Origin of the sequence: Anaeromyxobacter dehalogenans 2CP-C (genome assembly GCF_000013385.1) — a bacterium.
In the GTDB taxonomy this organism is placed as follows: Bacteria; Myxococcota; Myxococcia; order Myxococcales; family Anaeromyxobacteraceae; genus Anaeromyxobacter; species Anaeromyxobacter dehalogenans_B.
In genome coordinates, this window is record NC_007760.1 from 3,898,444 (window position 1) to 3,914,163 (window position 15,720).

Annotated in this window: 14 protein-coding genes; 9 read left to right on the forward strand and 5 right to left on the reverse strand. The window is 74.5% G+C overall.

Annotated features, from left to right (window positions below; genetic code table 11):
- The first annotated feature begins 52 nt into the window (after positions 1–52).
- Both ADEH_RS17530 and ADEH_RS17535 read left to right on the forward strand, forming a co-directional pair.
- Positions 53–352, forward strand: a complete 300-nt coding sequence (locus tag ADEH_RS17530) for a hypothetical protein (protein ID WP_011422437.1) — start codon at positions 53–55, stop codon at positions 350–352.
- A 15-nt stretch (positions 353–367) separates the two neighbouring features.
- Entirely contained in the window at positions 368–2,152 is a 1,785-nt protein-coding gene (locus tag ADEH_RS17535) for a histone deacetylase family protein (protein WP_011422438.1), read from the forward strand.
- Here the strand turns inward: ADEH_RS17535 and ADEH_RS17540 are convergent.
- A complete protein-coding gene (locus ADEH_RS17540) occupies positions 2,121–2,669 on the reverse strand; it encodes a TlpA disulfide reductase family protein (protein ID WP_011422439.1) in 549 nt (182 codons plus the stop codon). The genes ADEH_RS17535 and ADEH_RS17540 overlap by 32 nt on opposite strands.
- 258 nt (positions 2,670–2,927) lie before the next feature.
- On the opposite strand from ADEH_RS17540, the gene ADEH_RS17545 reads away from it, so the two are divergent.
- Both ADEH_RS17545 and ADEH_RS17550 read left to right on the forward strand, forming a co-directional pair.
- A complete protein-coding gene (locus tag ADEH_RS17545; RefSeq protein ID WP_011422440.1) occupies positions 2,928–4,262 on the forward strand; it encodes a hypothetical protein in 1,335 nt (444 codons plus the stop codon).
- Positions 4,262–5,296 carry a cytochrome c3 family protein gene (locus tag ADEH_RS17550; RefSeq protein WP_011422441.1) on the forward strand — a complete coding sequence of 345 codons (1,035 nt, stop codon included), beginning with the start codon at positions 4,262–4,264 and terminating at the stop codon, positions 5,294–5,296. The genes ADEH_RS17545 and ADEH_RS17550 overlap by 1 nt, the downstream gene beginning before the upstream one ends.
- A 128-nt stretch (positions 5,297–5,424) precedes the next feature.
- Here ADEH_RS17550 and ADEH_RS17555 read toward each other — a convergent pair whose 3' ends face one another.
- The 3 genes from ADEH_RS17555 to ADEH_RS17565 all read right to left on the reverse strand — a co-directional run bounded on the left by ADEH_RS17555 (position 5,425) and on the right by ADEH_RS17565 (position 9,059).
- Positions 5,425–6,849 (reverse strand): UDP-N-acetylmuramate--L-alanine ligase, encoded by a 1,425-nt coding sequence (locus ADEH_RS17555; RefSeq protein WP_011422442.1) that lies wholly within the window; start codon positions 6,847–6,849, stop codon positions 5,425–5,427.
- Between the two features lie 63 nt (positions 6,850–6,912).
- Positions 6,913–8,097: a serine hydrolase domain-containing protein gene (locus ADEH_RS17560; RefSeq protein WP_011422443.1), complete on the reverse strand. Its 1,185-nt coding sequence runs from the start codon at positions 8,095–8,097 to the stop codon at positions 6,913–6,915.
- Positions 8,094–9,059 (reverse strand): S66 peptidase family protein, encoded by a 966-nt coding sequence (locus ADEH_RS17565; protein WP_011422444.1) that lies wholly within the window; start codon positions 9,057–9,059, stop codon positions 8,094–8,096. Before ADEH_RS17565 ends, ADEH_RS17560 begins: the two co-directional genes overlap by 4 nt.
- A 345-nt stretch (positions 9,060–9,404) precedes the next feature.
- Here ADEH_RS17565 and acs point away from each other — a divergent pair, with 345 nt between their 5' ends.
- The 5 genes from acs (at position 9,405) to ADEH_RS17590 (ending at position 14,597) form a co-directional block, all read left to right on the forward strand.
- Positions 9,405–11,300, forward strand: a complete 1,896-nt coding sequence (gene acs / locus ADEH_RS17570; protein WP_011422445.1) for an acetate--CoA ligase — start codon at positions 9,405–9,407, stop codon at positions 11,298–11,300.
- Between the two features lie 87 nt (positions 11,301–11,387).
- Entirely contained in the window at positions 11,388–12,626 is a 1,239-nt protein-coding gene (locus tag ADEH_RS17575; protein ID WP_011422446.1) for an AI-2E family transporter, read from the forward strand.
- Complete coding sequence (locus tag ADEH_RS17580) at positions 12,623–13,336, forward strand: FKBP-type peptidyl-prolyl cis-trans isomerase (RefSeq protein WP_011422447.1); 714 nt, start codon at positions 12,623–12,625, stop codon at positions 13,334–13,336. Before ADEH_RS17575 ends, ADEH_RS17580 begins: the two co-directional genes overlap by 4 nt.
- A 91-nt stretch (positions 13,337–13,427) precedes the next feature.
- Complete coding sequence (gene yfcF / locus ADEH_RS17585) at positions 13,428–14,069, forward strand: glutathione transferase (protein WP_041453663.1); 642 nt, start codon at positions 13,428–13,430, stop codon at positions 14,067–14,069.
- 72 nt (positions 14,070–14,141) lie between these two features.
- On the forward strand, positions 14,142–14,597 hold the full coding sequence (locus ADEH_RS17590) for a pyridoxamine 5'-phosphate oxidase family protein (RefSeq protein WP_011422449.1): 456 nt from the start codon (positions 14,142–14,144) through the stop codon (positions 14,595–14,597).
- A gap of 3 nt (positions 14,598–14,600) precedes the next feature.
- Here ADEH_RS17590 and ADEH_RS17595 read toward each other — a convergent pair whose 3' ends face one another.
- The gene (locus ADEH_RS17595; protein WP_011422450.1) at positions 14,601–15,683 is read right to left on the reverse strand and encodes a methyl-accepting chemotaxis protein; all 1,083 of its coding nucleotides are present in this window, start codon (positions 15,681–15,683) and stop codon (positions 14,601–14,603) included.
- Positions 15,684–15,720 lie beyond the last annotated feature (37 nt).

A 15,720-nucleotide genomic window follows, 5' to 3' on the forward strand; every position in this document is an offset into this window, starting at 1 on the left:
GCAGGCGCGCTCGGACGGAGCGCCCGGCCCGCGCGCTTGGTAGGATGACGGGATGCTCAAGGCGCTCGCCGTGCTCCGGACGATCTTCCTCCTCGGCCTGGTGGTGTACGTGGTCGCCTGGGCGATGCCCTGGTCCACCTACGTCGCCGATCCGATCGAGGTGCAGTACCGCCACTGCTCCGCCAGCCTGAGCCGCATGAGCGGCGCCGTCTGGATCGCGATCGGCTGGATCGCGTTCGAGACGATCGTGGGCTGGATGATGTCCGCCTGGTCCGGCCGCCGGAAGGGCACGCCCCGCGTGCCCCCGCCGGCCAGCGCCGAGCCGCCGTTCGCGCCGCCGCCGCGCGGGTGACCCCGGCGCCGCGCAATGCGCCCGCGCGCCCTCCTCTACCGGCTCCGCTCCTGGTTCTACCGCCGGGACGTGACGCTCTGGTACGACCCGCGCTACCGGCTTCCGCTCTCCGGCCTGGAGTCCGGGGCCGGCATGGAGCCGCGCCGCGCGGACTTCGTGGCCTGGTGGCTGGCCGAGTGCGGCGCGGTGCCGCGCGCCCGGCGCCGCGCGCCGCGGCGGATCTCGTTCGAGGACCTGGCGCGCGTCCACGACGCGGAGCTGCTCGAGTCGCTGGGCCACCCCGACACGCTGGCGCGCGTGTTCGCGGTGGACCCGTCCGACGTGCCGGTGGACGAGGTGATGACCACGGTGCGCCTGGCCTGCGGCGGCACGCTGGGCGCGGCGCGAGAGACGCTCCGGACGCGCGCGCCCGCGGTCAACCTGCTGGGCGGCTTCCACCACGCGTTCCCCGGCGCGGCCGGCGGGTTCTGCCCGGTCAACGACGTCGCCGTCGCGATCGCCGCGCTCCGCGCCGACGGGTTCACGGGCCGCGTGGCGGTCCTCGATCTCGACGCGCACCCGCCCGACGGCATCGCCGCCTGCCTGGCGCGGGATCCCGATCACTGGATCGGCTCCATCTCCGGGTCGGACTGGGGGCCGCTCGAGGGCGTGGACGAGACGGTGCTCCCGCCCGGCAGCGGCGACGCCGCCTACCTCGAGGCGCTGGGCGCGCTGCTCTCGCGGATGCCCCGGCCGCAGCTCGCGTTCGTGCTGGCCGGGGGCGACGTGCTGGCCGGCGATCGCTTCGGCCAGCTCGGGCTCTCGCTGGACGGCGCGCGCGAGCGCGACCTGCTCGTCGCCGCCGAGCTGGACTTCGTGCCCAGCGTGTGGCTGGCGGCGGGCGGCTACTCGCGGCGCTCCTGGCGCGCCCTGGCCGGCACCGGCATGGCGGTCGCGGCCGGCTCGCTGGCGCCCATCCCGGACGAGTACGACCCGCTCTCCGCCCGCTTCGAGCTGGTCTCCCAGCGGATCCTGCCCGGCGACCTGGGCGACACCGGCGACATCACCGCCGAGGACCTCGAGGAGGCCCTCGGCATGCGGCCGCGGCGCCAGCGGCTGCTGCTCGGCTTCTACACGGCCTCCGGGATCGAGCACGCGCTGTTCCGCTACGGCGTGCTGGAGCAGCTCGAGCGGATGGGCTTCCGGCAGTTCCGGGTCGGGTTCGACTCCGCCGGCCTGGGCGAGCGGGTGCGGCTCCACGGCGAGGCGGAGGGGCAGGAGCACCTGCTCGTGGAGCTGATCCTGGAGCGGCGGCACGTCCTCGGGGTGGAGGTGCTGTTCGTCCACTGGCTCTCGCTGCGCAACCCGCGGGCGCAGTTCAGCGACCGCCGGCCGCGCCTGCCGGGCCAGGAGGTGCCCGGGCTCGGCCTGGCGCGCGAGGCCGGGTCGATGCTGGCGCGCATGGCCATCCGCCTCGGGCTGGGCGGCGTCGCCTTCCGCCCGGCGCACTTCCACACCGCCTACGCCGCCCGCCACGCGTTCGCGTTCATCGACCCGGAGCGGCAGGGGCGCTTCGAGGCGCTGGTGCGCGACCTCGCGGCGGTGCCGCTGCTCGAGGCGACGCGCGCCGTCTCCGACGGCCGCGTGCTCCTCGACGGGCGGCCCTACGCGTGGGAGGCGGACGAGATGGCGTACTGGCTGCGCGAGTCGCCGTCCGAGCCGGGCGAGGTGGAGCGCGAGCGCGAGCGGGTCCGCTTCACGCTGCTGCCCGAGGCGCCCCCGGCGGCGGTCAGGGCGCCGGCTCCGCCAGGAGCTGCCTGACCTCGTCCTCCAGCTTCTCGCCCTCGGCGCGGTCGTAGCCGCGGTGCACGTGGCGCACCACCCCGCGCCGGTCGATCACGAGCGTCGTGGGCAGCCGCTGCACGTCGAGCCGCTCGCCGAGCGCGGCCCCGCCCGGATCCCACAGGATCTGGAACGCGACCGGGGCGGGCGCGAGGAAGGCCTCCACGGCGGCCCGCTCCTCGTCGAAGGCCACGCCGGTGACCCGCAGCCCGTCGTCGCGGTGCTCCCGCGCCATCCGATCGAGGTGCGGCAGCTGTTCCTTGCAGGGCTCGCACCAGCTCGCCCAGAAGTCCACCACCTGCACCAGCCCGCGCCCCGCTGCGCCGCCCACCTGGACGTCGCGGCCGGCGAGGTCCGGCGCGGAGAACGAGACCTCGGCGCCGACCAGGCGCGACGGCCCCGGCGGCGGGCGCGGGATCGGGCGCTGCTGCGTGCGCGGGGCGGCGCAGGCGGCGGCGAGCGCGAGCAGGGCGGCGGCGAGCGGGGGGCGGCGCATCCCCCGATTGTAAGCGCGACCCTCGGGCCCCGCCCGGAACCGCCGCGCGGGCCGTGAACGCGCCCTTGCGCTCCGCCCTGGTTCACGCGCCGTGACCGCCCGCCCCGGCCCCCGGGTCCCAGGTGGGAGCGTGCCTCCCGCTTACGCGTGATCTAGCGCAAGATTGCGCACGCCTGCCTGTGCGATCTTCCGCGCCGACCCGGGCGGCGGACACCGCGCCGCCGGGTGAATCATGACCCGCCGTCGAGTGAGATCCTGATGCGCACTCCGAGACACATCGTCGCCGCCGTGGCGCTGCTCGCCGCCACCGGCGCCGGCGCCGACACGGTCGAGGTCACCTCGACCACCCTCGTCTCCGCCGGCCAGCAGACCCGCGACCGCAGGCTGGGCGAGGACCCCGACCTCGTCACCGTGGTGCCCGCCTACGAGATCGTCAGCATCACGGCGCGGGACATCCGCACCAAGGTCGCCGACGACCTGCAGCTCCAGCTCTCGGGCTGGGGCTCCTACGACTTCGACAGCCTGCGCTGGGACAACGGCACCAGCGAGGCGCTCACCGGCGACCTGATGAGCGCCCAGGTGCAGGCGAAGTTCCTCGACCGGCGCCTCACGCTGCGGCTGGGCCGCGAGCACGTCATGAGCGGCGTCGCGCGCATGATCCAGATCGACGGCGGCGAGGCCATCCTGGTGCTGCCCGGCGGCTTCCGGCTGTCCGGCTACGTCGGCTCGCCGGTGGCGCAGCGGTTCGCGTCCCGCAGCGGCGTGAAGAGCTGGAACCCGGCTGGCGGCGACTTCGCCTACGGCGGCCGGGTGGGCTGGTCGCTGGCGATCCCCGGCCACGCCGGGCGCGGCCTGGACGTGGGCGCGTCGGCGAACGTGGTCGAGGACGCGGGCGACCCGGTCCGCCAGGAGGTGGGCGCGGACTTCCGCCTGCAGCCGCTCCAGGACGTGTCCTTCACCGGCTTCGGCGCGTTCAGCGTCTACGACGAGCGCTTCAGCGAGGCGAGCGTGGCGGCGCGCTGGAAGCCGGTGCACCGGCTCGAGGTGACGGCCGACTGGCGGTTCCTGGCGCCCGACCTGTTCCTGGCGCGGAACTCGATCCTCTCGGTGTTCTCGGCCTCCACCCGCAAGGAGTACGGCGTGGGCCTGGACTACGAGCTCGGGCGCGGCCTCTCGGTGGGCGCCGACTACCACCTGTCGGTGGAGCCGGGCGAGACCGCCGAGGACGACAGCTACCTCGGCCACGACCTGGTGATGCGCGCCGACTGGACCCGCGGCGCCACCGACGCCGGCGCCGAGATCACCTACCTCGACGCGCTCGAGAACGGCTACTGGGCCGGGCGGCTCTACGGCAAGCAGGGCTTCGGCAAGGTGTTCGCCGCGGCCGACGTGATGAGCTACTTCTTCAAGGAGGACGTGAACGGCGAGTCCTTCGCCGTCACCGGCTCCCTCAGCGGCGGCATCGAGCTGGCCCGCGGCTTCAGCGCGGTGCTGGCGGGGCGCGCCGGCGTCACCCCGTACATGGAACAGACCTACGACGTCATGGCGAAGCTCGTCTACAACCAGACCTACACGGTGCGGGAGGTGCGGTGATGAACCGGATCGTCCCGGTGATCGCGGCCGCGCTGCTGGCGGCCTGCGGCGCGAAGAGCAGCAAGACGGTGACCGCGGCGGCGGCTGAGCAGCCGGCCGTCGAGTTCACGCACGAGGCGCACATCATGGCCGAGGTGGCCTGCCTCGACTGCCACTCCGGCATCGACAAGGCCACCCGCCTCGAGCCCAAGCGCCACGTGAGCGTGAGCTGCTCGGACTGCCACGACGACGCGCGCGGCCAGGTGAAGGTGCCCGAGCGGGTGAAGGAGGTCCGGTTCACCTTCTCGCACCAGGACCACCTGGCGAAGGTGAAGGACTGCAAGACCTGCCACCAGGCGCTGCCCGAGCCCGGCGACAAGGAGATCAAGGCGCCGCCGATGGCCGCCTGCACCTCCTGCCACAACCACCAGATGGACTTCGCGCAGGCGAAGTGCACGCCCTGCCACACCGACCTGAAGGGCTTCGTGCCCGAGTCGGCGTTCGCGCACACGGGCGACTGGCTCCGGACCCACGGCAACTACTCGCGGACCAGCGCGCAGAGCTGCGCGGCCTGCCACGACCAGACCTACTGCGCGACCTGCCACGCGTCGCAGACCACGCCCGCCCTCCCCTCCTCGATCTTCCCGGAGGAGGTGAAGCGCGACTTCATCCACCGCGGCGACTACGTCTCGCGCCACATGATCGAGGCGGGCGCGAACCCGGCGAGCTGCCGCCGCTGCCACGGCAGCCCGTTCTGCGACTCCTGCCACACGCAGCAGAGCCTGACCATGAAGTCGCTCACGCCGTTCCCGGTGCACCCGGCCGGCTGGGCGAACGACAAGGCCAGCGGCCACTTCCACGGCGACGCGGCCCGGCGCGACATCACCTCCTGCGCCGGCTGCCACGACAACGGCGCCTCCGCGGTGTGCGTCGCCTGCCACCAGGTGGGCGGCCTCGCGGCGAAGAGCCCGCACCCCAAGTCGTTCGCGCGCAAGCACGACGCCGGCGACCGCCGGTCGAACGCGATGTGCGCGGCCTGCCACCACGGCGCGTAGCCGTCGGAGCGAGCACGAGCAACGAAGGCCCGGTCGCGCGAGCGGCCGGGCCTTCTTCCTTTCCAGGCGCCTCCCGCGGGATCCGCTCGCGGTGAGCCCGTCGAACCGCGAGCCGTCGGCTACGCCGCTCAGCGCCCCAGCCGCGCGAGCAGCTTGCCCCAGATGCCGCCGAAGGCGCCGTTCGACATGGCCACCGCCACGTCGCCGGGGCGCGCGCCGGCCGCCATGGCCTCGACCATGGGATCCACCGCGTCGAACACGCGCGCGGGCAGCCCGTGCGCCGCGAGCGCGCGCACCACCGCGTCCACGTCCAGCCGCTCCGCCTCGGGCACGCGATCGGTCGGGGCCGGACGCAGGACGAACACCTCGGCCGCGCCGGACCAGGTGGCCGGGTCGGAGTAGTCGGCCTGGTGCAGGTTGCGCCGGCTGGTGTTGGAGCGCGGCTCGAACGCGGCCAGCACGCGGGCGCCGGGGAAGCTCCCGCGCACCGCGGCCAGGGTCTTCCTCACCGCGCGCGGGTGGTGCGCGAAGTCGTCGATCACCGTCACGCCGCCGGCCGTGCCGCGCACCTCCTGGCGGCGCCGCACGCCGTGGAACGCGCCCAGGCCGGCCGCGATCTCGGCGGGGGAGAGCCCGAGCGCGGTGGCGGCCGCGGCGACCCCCAGCGCGTTCTCGACGTTGTGCGCCCCGCCCACCGGCAGGTGGACCTCGGCGAGGGCCGCGCCCTTGCGCACGAGCGTGAAGCGCGCGCCGTCCGGCCCGAGCGACAGGCCGCGCGCCTCCCAGTCGGCGCCAGGGACGTCCACGCCGTAGGTCTCCAGGCGGCACCTGGCCCGCGCGGAGATGCGCCGGACGCTCTCGTACGCGGCGCAGGCGGCCAGGAAGCCGTCCGGCGGGAGCAGGTCGGCGAACCGCTCGAACGCCGACTCGTAGTGCGCCTCGTCCCGGTAGATGTCGGCGTGGTCCAGCTCGCAGCTCGTGAAGATGGCGGTGCGCGGGCGGTAGTGGAGGAACTTCGGCCCCTTGTCGAAGTAGGCGGTGTCGTACTCGTCGCCCTCGACCACGAAGTGCGGGCCGCTCCCCAGGCGGAAGTTGGAGTCGAAGTCGCGGGTCACGCCGCCCACCAGGAACGACGGATCCCGGCCGGCGTGGTGCAGCACGAACCCCATCATCGCGGAGGTGGTGGTCTTGCCGTGCGTGCCCACCACCACCACGCCGTGCCGCGGGCCGATGAACAGCTCGCCCAGCGCCGCCGGGAACGAGACGTGCGGCAGGCTCCGCTCGCGCACCGCCGCCGCCTCCGCGTTCACCGAGCGCACCACGTTCCCCACCACCACCAGATCGGGCCGGGCGCGGTCGAGGTTCGCGGCGGCGTAGGGCGTCATCGCCTCGATGCCCCAGCGCTCGAGCTGGGTGGACATCGGCGGGTAGACGTTCTCGTCCGAGCCGGTGACCTGGTAGCCGGCGGCCTTCAGCATGCCGGCGAACGAGCCCATGCCCGTGCCGGCGACGCCGATGAGGTGGATGCGCTTCACGCTCTTCCAGTCGATCACGTTCGCTCCGGTGCCGCTCCGGCGGGCGCGCGCGGGCGCGGGCGCGGCGGCGAGATGCAGGGCCTACCCGATCCCCAGCGCCTCCGCCACCGCGTCGTGGAAGCGCTGCCGGAAGGCGCGGATCCGCGGCCGGTCGCTCCCGCCGGCGGGGTGGACGTGGTTCGTGAGCAGCGCGCACACCAGGCGGGCGTCGCGGTCGATCCACAGCGAGGTCCCGGTGAACCCGAGGTGGCCGAGCGCGCCCAGCGGACCGCGCCCGAGCCGGCCGCCCAGCGACGAGGCGCCGCGGCTCGGGGTGTCCCAGCCCAGGGCGCGCTCGCTGCCGGGGGTCGGGTCCCGCTCGGCGAAGGCGGCGGCGGCGCGCGCCGGCACCACCGAGGGCCGGCCCTCCAGCGCGTCCAGCCAGGCCTGGCCGAGCGCCGCCACCTCCGGCGCGGTGGAGAACACGCCCGCGTGGCCGGCCGCGCCGCCCATGGCCCAGGCGTTGTCGTCGTTCACCTCGCCCGCCAGCGCCGCCTCGCCGCGCCGCGGGCACGCGCCGGTGGGGACGAAGGCGCGGCCGGCGGCCCGGGCGGCCGCGGCGGCCGGGTCGAGGCCGTCGAGGAAGAACGTGGCGCCGAGCCCGAGCGGCCGGAACACCCGGCGCTCCGCGAGCGCGGCCAGCGGCGCGCCCCCGAGCGCCTCGACGAGCAGCCCGAGCGCGATGAAGCCGGGGTCGCAGTAGACGGCGCGGGCGCCCGGGGCGGCCTCGAGCGGCTCCGCCAGCACCGCGTCGCGGACCAGGGCGCGGCCGCGCGCGAACGGGCCGGCCAGCGCGGCGCGCGGGGGCCGCCGCCCCGGGGGCAGGAACGCCGCGCCGGCCTCCGGGTCCGCGGCGGCGCGCTCGAAGTACGGCCTCCAGCGCGGCAGGCCGCTCGAGTGCGCGAGCAGGTGGCGCGCGGTGACCCGGCCCTTGCCGCCGGCCTCGAAGCCCGGGAGCCGGGCGGCCACGGGCGCGTCGAGGTCGAGCGCGCCCTCCTCCACGAGCTGCGCCGCGAGCGTGGCGGTCGCCATCACCTTCGTGAGCGAGGCCACGTCGAACAGGTCGTCCGGCCGCAGCGCGCGGGGGGCCGGCCCGGACAGCTCGCCGTGCCAGCTGGCGTGGACGAGCCGCCCGTCGCGGAGCACCACCGCCGAGAGCGCCGGCGCCACGCGCTCGCGCGCGCCCGCCTCCAGCGCGGCCGTCACCGGCGGCAGCGCGGCGCTCACCGGCGGGCGCCCTCGCCTTCGCGGGCCCACCAGCCGTCGAACAGCAGCCGCGGCGCGCCCTCGTCGCCGGGGCCGGGCGCCACCAGCGTCGCGCGGGCGCCGAGCGGGACCGAGAAGTTCGCGTCGTCGTGGCCGGCCGGGAAGCCCTCCGCCACCGGGACGCCCAGGCCCGAGACCAGCTCCCGGACCACCTCGGCGCCGCGCACGCCCGCGGCGTCGCACTCCGTGAACTGGCCCAGCGCCACCCCGGCCACCCCGTCCAGCGCGCCGGCCAGCCGGAGCTGGGTCAGGTAGCGATCGAGCCGGTAGGGCTTCTCACCGACGTCCTCGAGCAGGAGCAGCGCGCCCTCCAGCCGCGGCATGAACGGGGTGCCGCACAGGTGCGCGAGCAGCGTGAGCGACCCGCCGAGCAGCGGCCCGGCCGCGCGGCCCGGCCGAACGGTGGCCGTCCCGGGCAGCCCGGCCCCCGCCGCGGGCGGCGCCCACGGGTCCGGGCGCGGCCCGCCGCCCATGAGCAGGGCCTCCAGCTGGGCGACCGCGGCCTCCGGCGCGCGGCCGAGCTGCGTGAGCACCGGGCCGTGGACGGTGGCGAGGCCGGCGCGGTTGAGCGCCGCGTGGAGCGCGCACACGTCGGAGAAGCCGACCAGCGCCTTGGGGCGCTCGAGCAGCGGCGCCGGGTCCACCTCGGGGAGCAGCCGGCTCGCGCCGAAGCCGCCGCGCGCGCAGAAGATGGCGCGGGCGTCCGGATCCGCCACGGCCTCGCGCCACTCCTCCAGCCGCCGCGCGTCGTCGCCGGCGAGGTAGCGCGCGCGCGCGCCCAGGTCGGCGCGCATGCGCGGCTCGAGCCCGAGCCGGTCGCGCAGCACGGCCAGGCCGCGGGCGAGCTGCTCCGGCTCGAAGGGGCTCGAGGGCGCGATCACGCGGACGGGGTCGCCGCGGCGCAGCAACGGGGGAAGGCGCACGGCGCGGAGGATAACCGCGCGGCCGGTGGGGGTCGAGGCGGCGTCCCCGCCAAGGCGGGAGGCGCTCGGCGCGCGACGCCCCGGGCGTCACCCTCCGTGCAGGCCGGCGGGCCGGGGCGAGGCGGGGGACCCACCGGGGGACACGCTGCCGGCGTGCCCTGGACGCATGATTCTTCGCTTGTCCGCCGCCGCCCGCCCGCGGTGGCTGCGACGAAAACCCGCGGGGCTCGCCTGTCCGTCTGCTAATGTCGATGGTCCGACTCGATCTCCGATGCCCCCACGCCGCGCCGGCCGCCCCCAGCCGGCGCGCGACGTCCGGCCCGATCCGGCGAAAAGGAGCCCGTGATGAGCTCGAAGCCGCAGCTGGAAGGTGAGGTCTTCTTCCCCTCCGCCGAGGTGGTCTCGCAGGCGCGCGTGCCGGACTGGGCCGCGCTGGCGAAGCGCGCCGACGAGGACCTCGAGGGCTTCTGGGCCGCGGAGGCCGAGGAGCTCGAGTGGTACCGCAAGTGGGACAAGGTCCTCGACGCCTCGGAGAAGCCGTTCTACCGGTGGTTCAAGGGCGCGCAGACCAACATCGTCCACAACTGCCTGGATCGCCACCAGCGCACGTGGCGCAAGAACAAGCTCTCGCTGGTGTGGGTGGGCGAGAAGGGCGAGGTCCGCACCTACTCGTACTTCGCGCTGAACCGCGACGTCTCCAAGTTCGCCAACGTCCTGAAGGCCATGGGCGTGAAGAAGGGCGACCGCGTCACCATCTACATGCCGCGCATCCCCGAGATCGTGATCGCCATGCTGGCGGCCGCGAAGATCGGCGCCATCCACTCGGTGGTGTACGGCGGGTTCTCGGTGGACGCGCTGCAGGGCCGCATCGAGGACTCGGAGTCGAAGGTCGTGATCACCGCCGACGGCGGGTTCATGAACGGCAAGATCGTCGAGCTGAAGAAGACGGTGGACGACGCCGTCCGCCGCTGCCCGACGGTGGAGACGGTCATCGTGGTGCAGCGCACCGCGCACGAGGTCCGCATGGAGGCGGGCCGCGACTACTGGTACCACGAGCTGATGAAGCTCCCCCTCGCCGCGGGCGTCTGCCCGACCGAGGTGATGGACGCCACCGACCCGCTCTACATCCTCTACACCTCCGGCACCACCGGGAAGCCGAAGGGGCTCATCCACGGGCACGGCGGCTACCAGGTCGGCATCTACTCCACGCTCAAGTACGTCTTCGACATCAAGGACGAGGACCGCTACTGGTGCGCGGCGGATCCGGGCTGGGTCACCGGCCACAGCTACATCGTGTACGGGCCGCTGCTGATGGGCGCGACCACGTTCATGTACGAGGGCGCGCCGACCTACCCGTACCCGAACCGCTGGTGGTCGCTGGTGGAGAAGTACGGCATCACCATCCTCTACACCGCGCCGACCGCCATCCGCGGGCTGATGCGCTTCGGCGAGTCGTGGCCGAACCGCCACGACCTCTCCACCCTGCGGCTGCTCGGCTCGGTGGGCGAGCCCATCAACCCCGAGGCGTGGAAGTGGTACCACCGCGTCATCGGCAAGGGCCGTTGCCCGGTGATGGACACGTGGTGGCAGACCGAGACCGGCATGTTCATGATCACGCCGGTCCCGACGCTCCCGCTGAAGCCCGGCTCGGCGGCGAAGCCGTTCTTCGGCCAGCAGGTCTCGATCCTCGACGAGACCGGCAAGCCGGTCCCCGACGGCGAGGAGGGCTTCCTGGTCCTGGAGCGGCCCTGGCCGGCGATGGCCATGACCGTCTACAAGGACCCTGAACGGTTCGTGAAGACCTACTGGGAGAAGTACCCGGGCCGCTACATGGCGGGCGACGCCGCCAAGCGCGACGCGGACGGCTACTACTGGGTCATCGGCCGCACCGACGACGTCATCAAGGTCTCGGGCTACCGGCTCGGCACCGCGGAGATCGAGAGCGCGCTCGTCTCGCACCCCGCCATCGCCGAGGCGGCGGTGATCGGGCTGCCGCACGAGGTGAAGGGGCAGGCCATCCACTGCTACTGCCTGCTGCGCCAGGGCTTCAAGCCCAGCCCCGAGCTGGAGGACGAGGTGAAGCAGCACGTGGCGCAGCACCTCGGGCCCATCGTGCGGCCGGAGAAGGTGACGTTCGTGGACTCGCTGCCCAAGACGCGCTCCGGCAAGATCATGCGGCGCGTGCTCAAGGCGCGCGCCCAGGGGCTCCCCGAGGGCGACGTCTCCACGCTCGAGGAGTGATCGCCCTCCCCCCGGCCCGCCCCGTCCGCTCCCGGCGCGAAAAGGGAACGGGCGGGGCGGCGCGCTTTCGGCGATACTCGCCGCCCGATGCAGACCGACCTGCCCCTCTGGAGGCGACCGCGCACCCGCCTGTACGCGCTCACCGCCCTGCTCTGGGCGATGATGCTGGGCGTGGTGGTGATGGCCTGGCCGGTGCTGCTGCCGTTCACCCTGGCCGGGCTCGCCGCCTACGTCATCGACCCGGTCATCGCCGGGATCGCGCGCCAGCGCGTGGCGGGGCGGCCGGTGCCGCGCGTGCTGGCGGTGCTGATCGTCTACGCGGTGCTGGGCGCGCTCGTGTGGATCGCCGCGGTGTCCTTCGTCCCGGCGGTGTACCGCGAGGCGATCCGCGCGCTGCTCGAGCTGCGGGACTTCCTCGCCTCGATCACGCCGGACCGTGTGCAGGAGTGGACGCGCGCCATCGACGCGTTCCTGCAGCGCTACGGGATCCCGCTCGACGTGACGCCCTCCGCGGGCGGGCTCGACACGCCGGGCGGCCGGTTCTCGGTGGACCTCGCCGCGGGGATGGCGAGCGCGCTGCACGACCTCACGCTGGCGCTGCGCGGCCGGGTCAGCGACGTGGTGGCGTTCTCGCGCGCCATCCTGGCCGGCACGGTCCAGACGCTGTTCTTCGTGGTGCTGCTGTTCATGCTGACCGCGTTCATCTCGATGGACGCGCCCCGCATCCTGCGCTGGTTCGAGACCGTGGTCCCCTCGCACTGGCGCGCCGACCTGCGCCGGCTGCGCACCGGGATCGACGCGGGGCTCTCCGGCGTGGTGCGCGGGCAGCTCACCATCATGGTGGTGAACGGCATCCTCACGCTCGTCGGCCTGCTGGTGCTGAAGGTGCCGTTCGCGTTCGCGCTCGGCTTCCTCGCCTTCGTCCTCTACATCGTGCCCATCTTCGGCACGATCCTCTCCTCCGTCCCCATCGTGCTCCTGGCGCTCACCGGCGGCGGGCCCACCAAGGCGCTGCTGGCGCTGGGCTGGATCACGGTGGTCCACGCGCTCGAGGCGTACGTCCTGAACCCGAAGATCATGGGCGACGCCGCCCGGATCCACCCGGTGCTCATCGTGCTGGCGCTGGTGGTGGGCGAGCGCAGCTTCGGGATCGTGGGCGCGCTGCTGGCGGTGCCGGTGGCGAGCGTGGTGGTCGCGGTCTTCCGCTTCCTGCACCGGAAGCAGGTCGAGCTGGACGAGCGCGCCGCCGTCCCGATCGGCCAGAGCGTCTCCGCAGCGCCGGGACCGGCCCCGTCAACGCCGGACCAGAAAGGGAGCCCCACATGAAGCCGATCCGCATCGCCCTCCTCGCCGCCCTGGTGCTGGCCACCGCGGCGCGCGCCGAGGACAAGAAGCCGGCCGCGCCTGCGGCCAAGCCGGCGGCCCCGGCCGCCAAGGCGCCGGCCGACACCGACCGCGCCCTGTACTCGGTCGGCCTGGCGGTGGCCAAGAGCCTGGACGTGTTCGCGCTGCAGCCGGGCGAGCTCGAGAAGGTGATCCAGGGCATCCGCGACGGCGCCACCGGCAAGCCGAAGTTCCAGCTCGACGAGAAGTCGCAGCAGCAGGTGAACGAGCTGGCGCGCTCGCGCATGTCGGTCACCGCCGAGCGCGAGAAGACCAAGGGCGCCGGTTACCTCGACAAGATGGCGAAGGAGAAGGGCGCCATCAAGACCGCGTCCGGCGCGGTCGTGATCCCGGAGAAGCAGGGCACCGGCGCGACCCCCACCGCCACCGACAAGGTGAAGGTGCACTACGAGGGCAAGCTGGTGGACGGCACGGTGTTCGACTCCTCCCGCAAGCGCAACGAGCCGGCCGAGTTCCCGCTGAACGGCGTCATCAAGTGCTGGACCGAGGCGCTGCAGAAGATGAAGGTCGGCGGCAAGGCCAAGGTGGTCTGCCCCGCCGCGATCGCGTACGGCGAGCAGGGCCGCCCGCCCGTCATCCCGGGCAACGCGGTCCTCACCTTCGACGTCGAGCTGCTCGACATCGTGAAGTAGCGCCTCGCGGCGCGCCGCCCGCGCCCGCGCGCGGGCGGCGGCCGCGCAGGCGGGCTTGCGGCCGGGGCCGCCGGCGCATAGAGAGCGCGGCATGACCGACGACCTCGTCCTGTACGGCAACAAGGGCTGGACCAGCCCCTACGTCTTCTCCGCCTTCGTCACGCTGAAGGAGAAGGGGCTCCCGTTCCGGCTGGAGGTGCTCGACCTCCAGGCCGGGCAGCACCGCCGGCCCGAGTACGCCGAGCGCTCCTTCACCGGGCGCGTCCCGGCGCTCCGCCACGGCGACTTCTGGGTGGCCGAGTCCTCCGCCATCGACGAGTACCTGGAGGAGGTCTTCCCCCCGCCCGCCCACGCGCGGCTCTACCCCGCCGACCCGCGGCAGCGCGCCCTCGTCCGCATGGTGCAGGCGTTCGCGCGCAGCGACGTGCTCGAGGTGCGGGTGGAGCGCTCCACCGCGACGCTGTTCGAGGGCGCCGCGGCGAAGCCCCTCACGCCCGCCGGCCGGGCCGCGGCCGAGCGGCTCGTGGCGGTGGCCGGCCGCTTCCTCCCGCCGGGCGCGGAGCACGTGACCGGCGAGTTCACCATCGCGGACGCCGACCTCGCGCTGCTGCTGCAGCGCCTGGTCCACAACGGCGACCCGTGCCCCGAGCGGCTCGCCGTCTACGCGCGGCGGGTGTTCCAGCGCCCGTCGGTGCGCGAGTGGCTGAGCCAGACCGCCTGGCGCGACCGGTAGCGGGGCCCGGCCCCGGCTTCGCCCTCCCCGCCGCGCGCCGGCCGTGGCACCATGGGCGGCGGGAGGGCCTCCATGTCCGACGATCCCCGCGCCACCGCCAGCCTGCTCGCCCGCTTCCGCACCGCCCTCCTCGCCACCCGCGGCGAGGACGGGCACCTGCGCTGCCGGCCCATGGCCATGCGCCACGAGGTGCGCGGCGAGGAGATCTGGTTCGCGACCGCGCCGGACTCGACCAAGTGCCGCGACCTGGAGCACGACCCGCGCTGCGCGCTCATCTTCTTCGACGCGCAGGACGGCACGACCGTCACGGTGTCCGGCGCCGGCGAGGTGATCCGCGACCGCAAGCTCATGACCGAGCTGTGGGACCCGTCGTGGAGCCGCTGGTTCCCGGCCGGGCCGGACCCGCGCGAGGTGGCGCTGCTGCGGGTGATCCCGGAGCACGTCGAGCGGCACGACGGGACCACCGGGCGGCTGCAGGTGCTGTTCACCGCGCCGGCGCGCAAGCGCGCGCCCGCCCGCGGCAAGTAGCGGCTACGCCTCCACCGCGCGCTTCAGCCCGGAGGCGAGGTCGTTGAGCGCCTTCGCCTCGGTCGCCACCGCGTGCGTGGTGCTCATGGTCTCCTGCGTCGCCAGGTAGATCTCGTTCATCGCCTTCAGCACCTGGTCGATCCCGTGGTCCTGCTGCTGGGCCACCGCCGCGATCTCCTGCGCGGCCTGCGACGAGTCGCGCAGCGCCGAGGCCAGCCGCCGGATCGTGTCCCCGGTGCCGCTCGCCACCTGGGCGCCCTGCTCGGCGCGCCGGATCCCGACCTCGGCGGCGGTCATGGCGGCCAGCATCGCCTTGTGCACCTCGGCCAGGATGGCGCGCACCTGGCCCGAGGCGCGCTTCGCGTCGTCGGCGTGCTGCCGCATCTCGGCGGCGACCTCGCGGAACCCGTCCGCGCCCGCGCCGGCCCGCTGCGCCACCTGCCCGGCCTGGTCCGCCAGCCGCTGGGAGCGCTCGGCCACGAACCCGACCACCGAGGAGATCTCGAACACGTCGCGCATCCGCCCGTTCAGCGCCTCGATCCGCTGCGAGAGCCCGCGCACCTCGTCGGCCAGCTTCGCCAGCTCGCCGATGCCCGTCTCGACCGCCTGCAGCCCGTCGGAGGATGCGCGCTCGCCCTGGCGCGCGAGGCCGATGACCGTCTCCGCGGTGAGCGCCGCGCGGGTGGCGGTCTGGCCGAGCTGGCCCATGGTGGCGGTGGTCTCGCGGACGGAGGCGGCGGTCTCGGCGGTCATGGACGAGAAGGACGAGACCGTCGAGAGCAGGGACTGCGCGGCGGTGAACAGCTCGGACGCGGTCTTCAGGAACCCGTCGCGGCGCACCGACTCGATGGCGACCAGCTGATCCTGGCGCTGCCCGGCGAAGCTCGCGAGCACGCCCAGGAAGAACGGCGCTGTGAAGATGATCCAGAGCAGCGGGGTGCCGCCGATGGCGCGGACCATGCCGGCCGCGCTCAGGCCGTACTCGGGCCGGCTGGCCGCCTCCACCACCGTGCCGGCGACGGGGAACAGGACGCCGAACAGCGCGCCCCACAGGGCATACGTGGTGGCGTGGCTACGGGTGCGCATCGGCGGAATCCCTCCCGGATCCGCGCGATTGTGCACC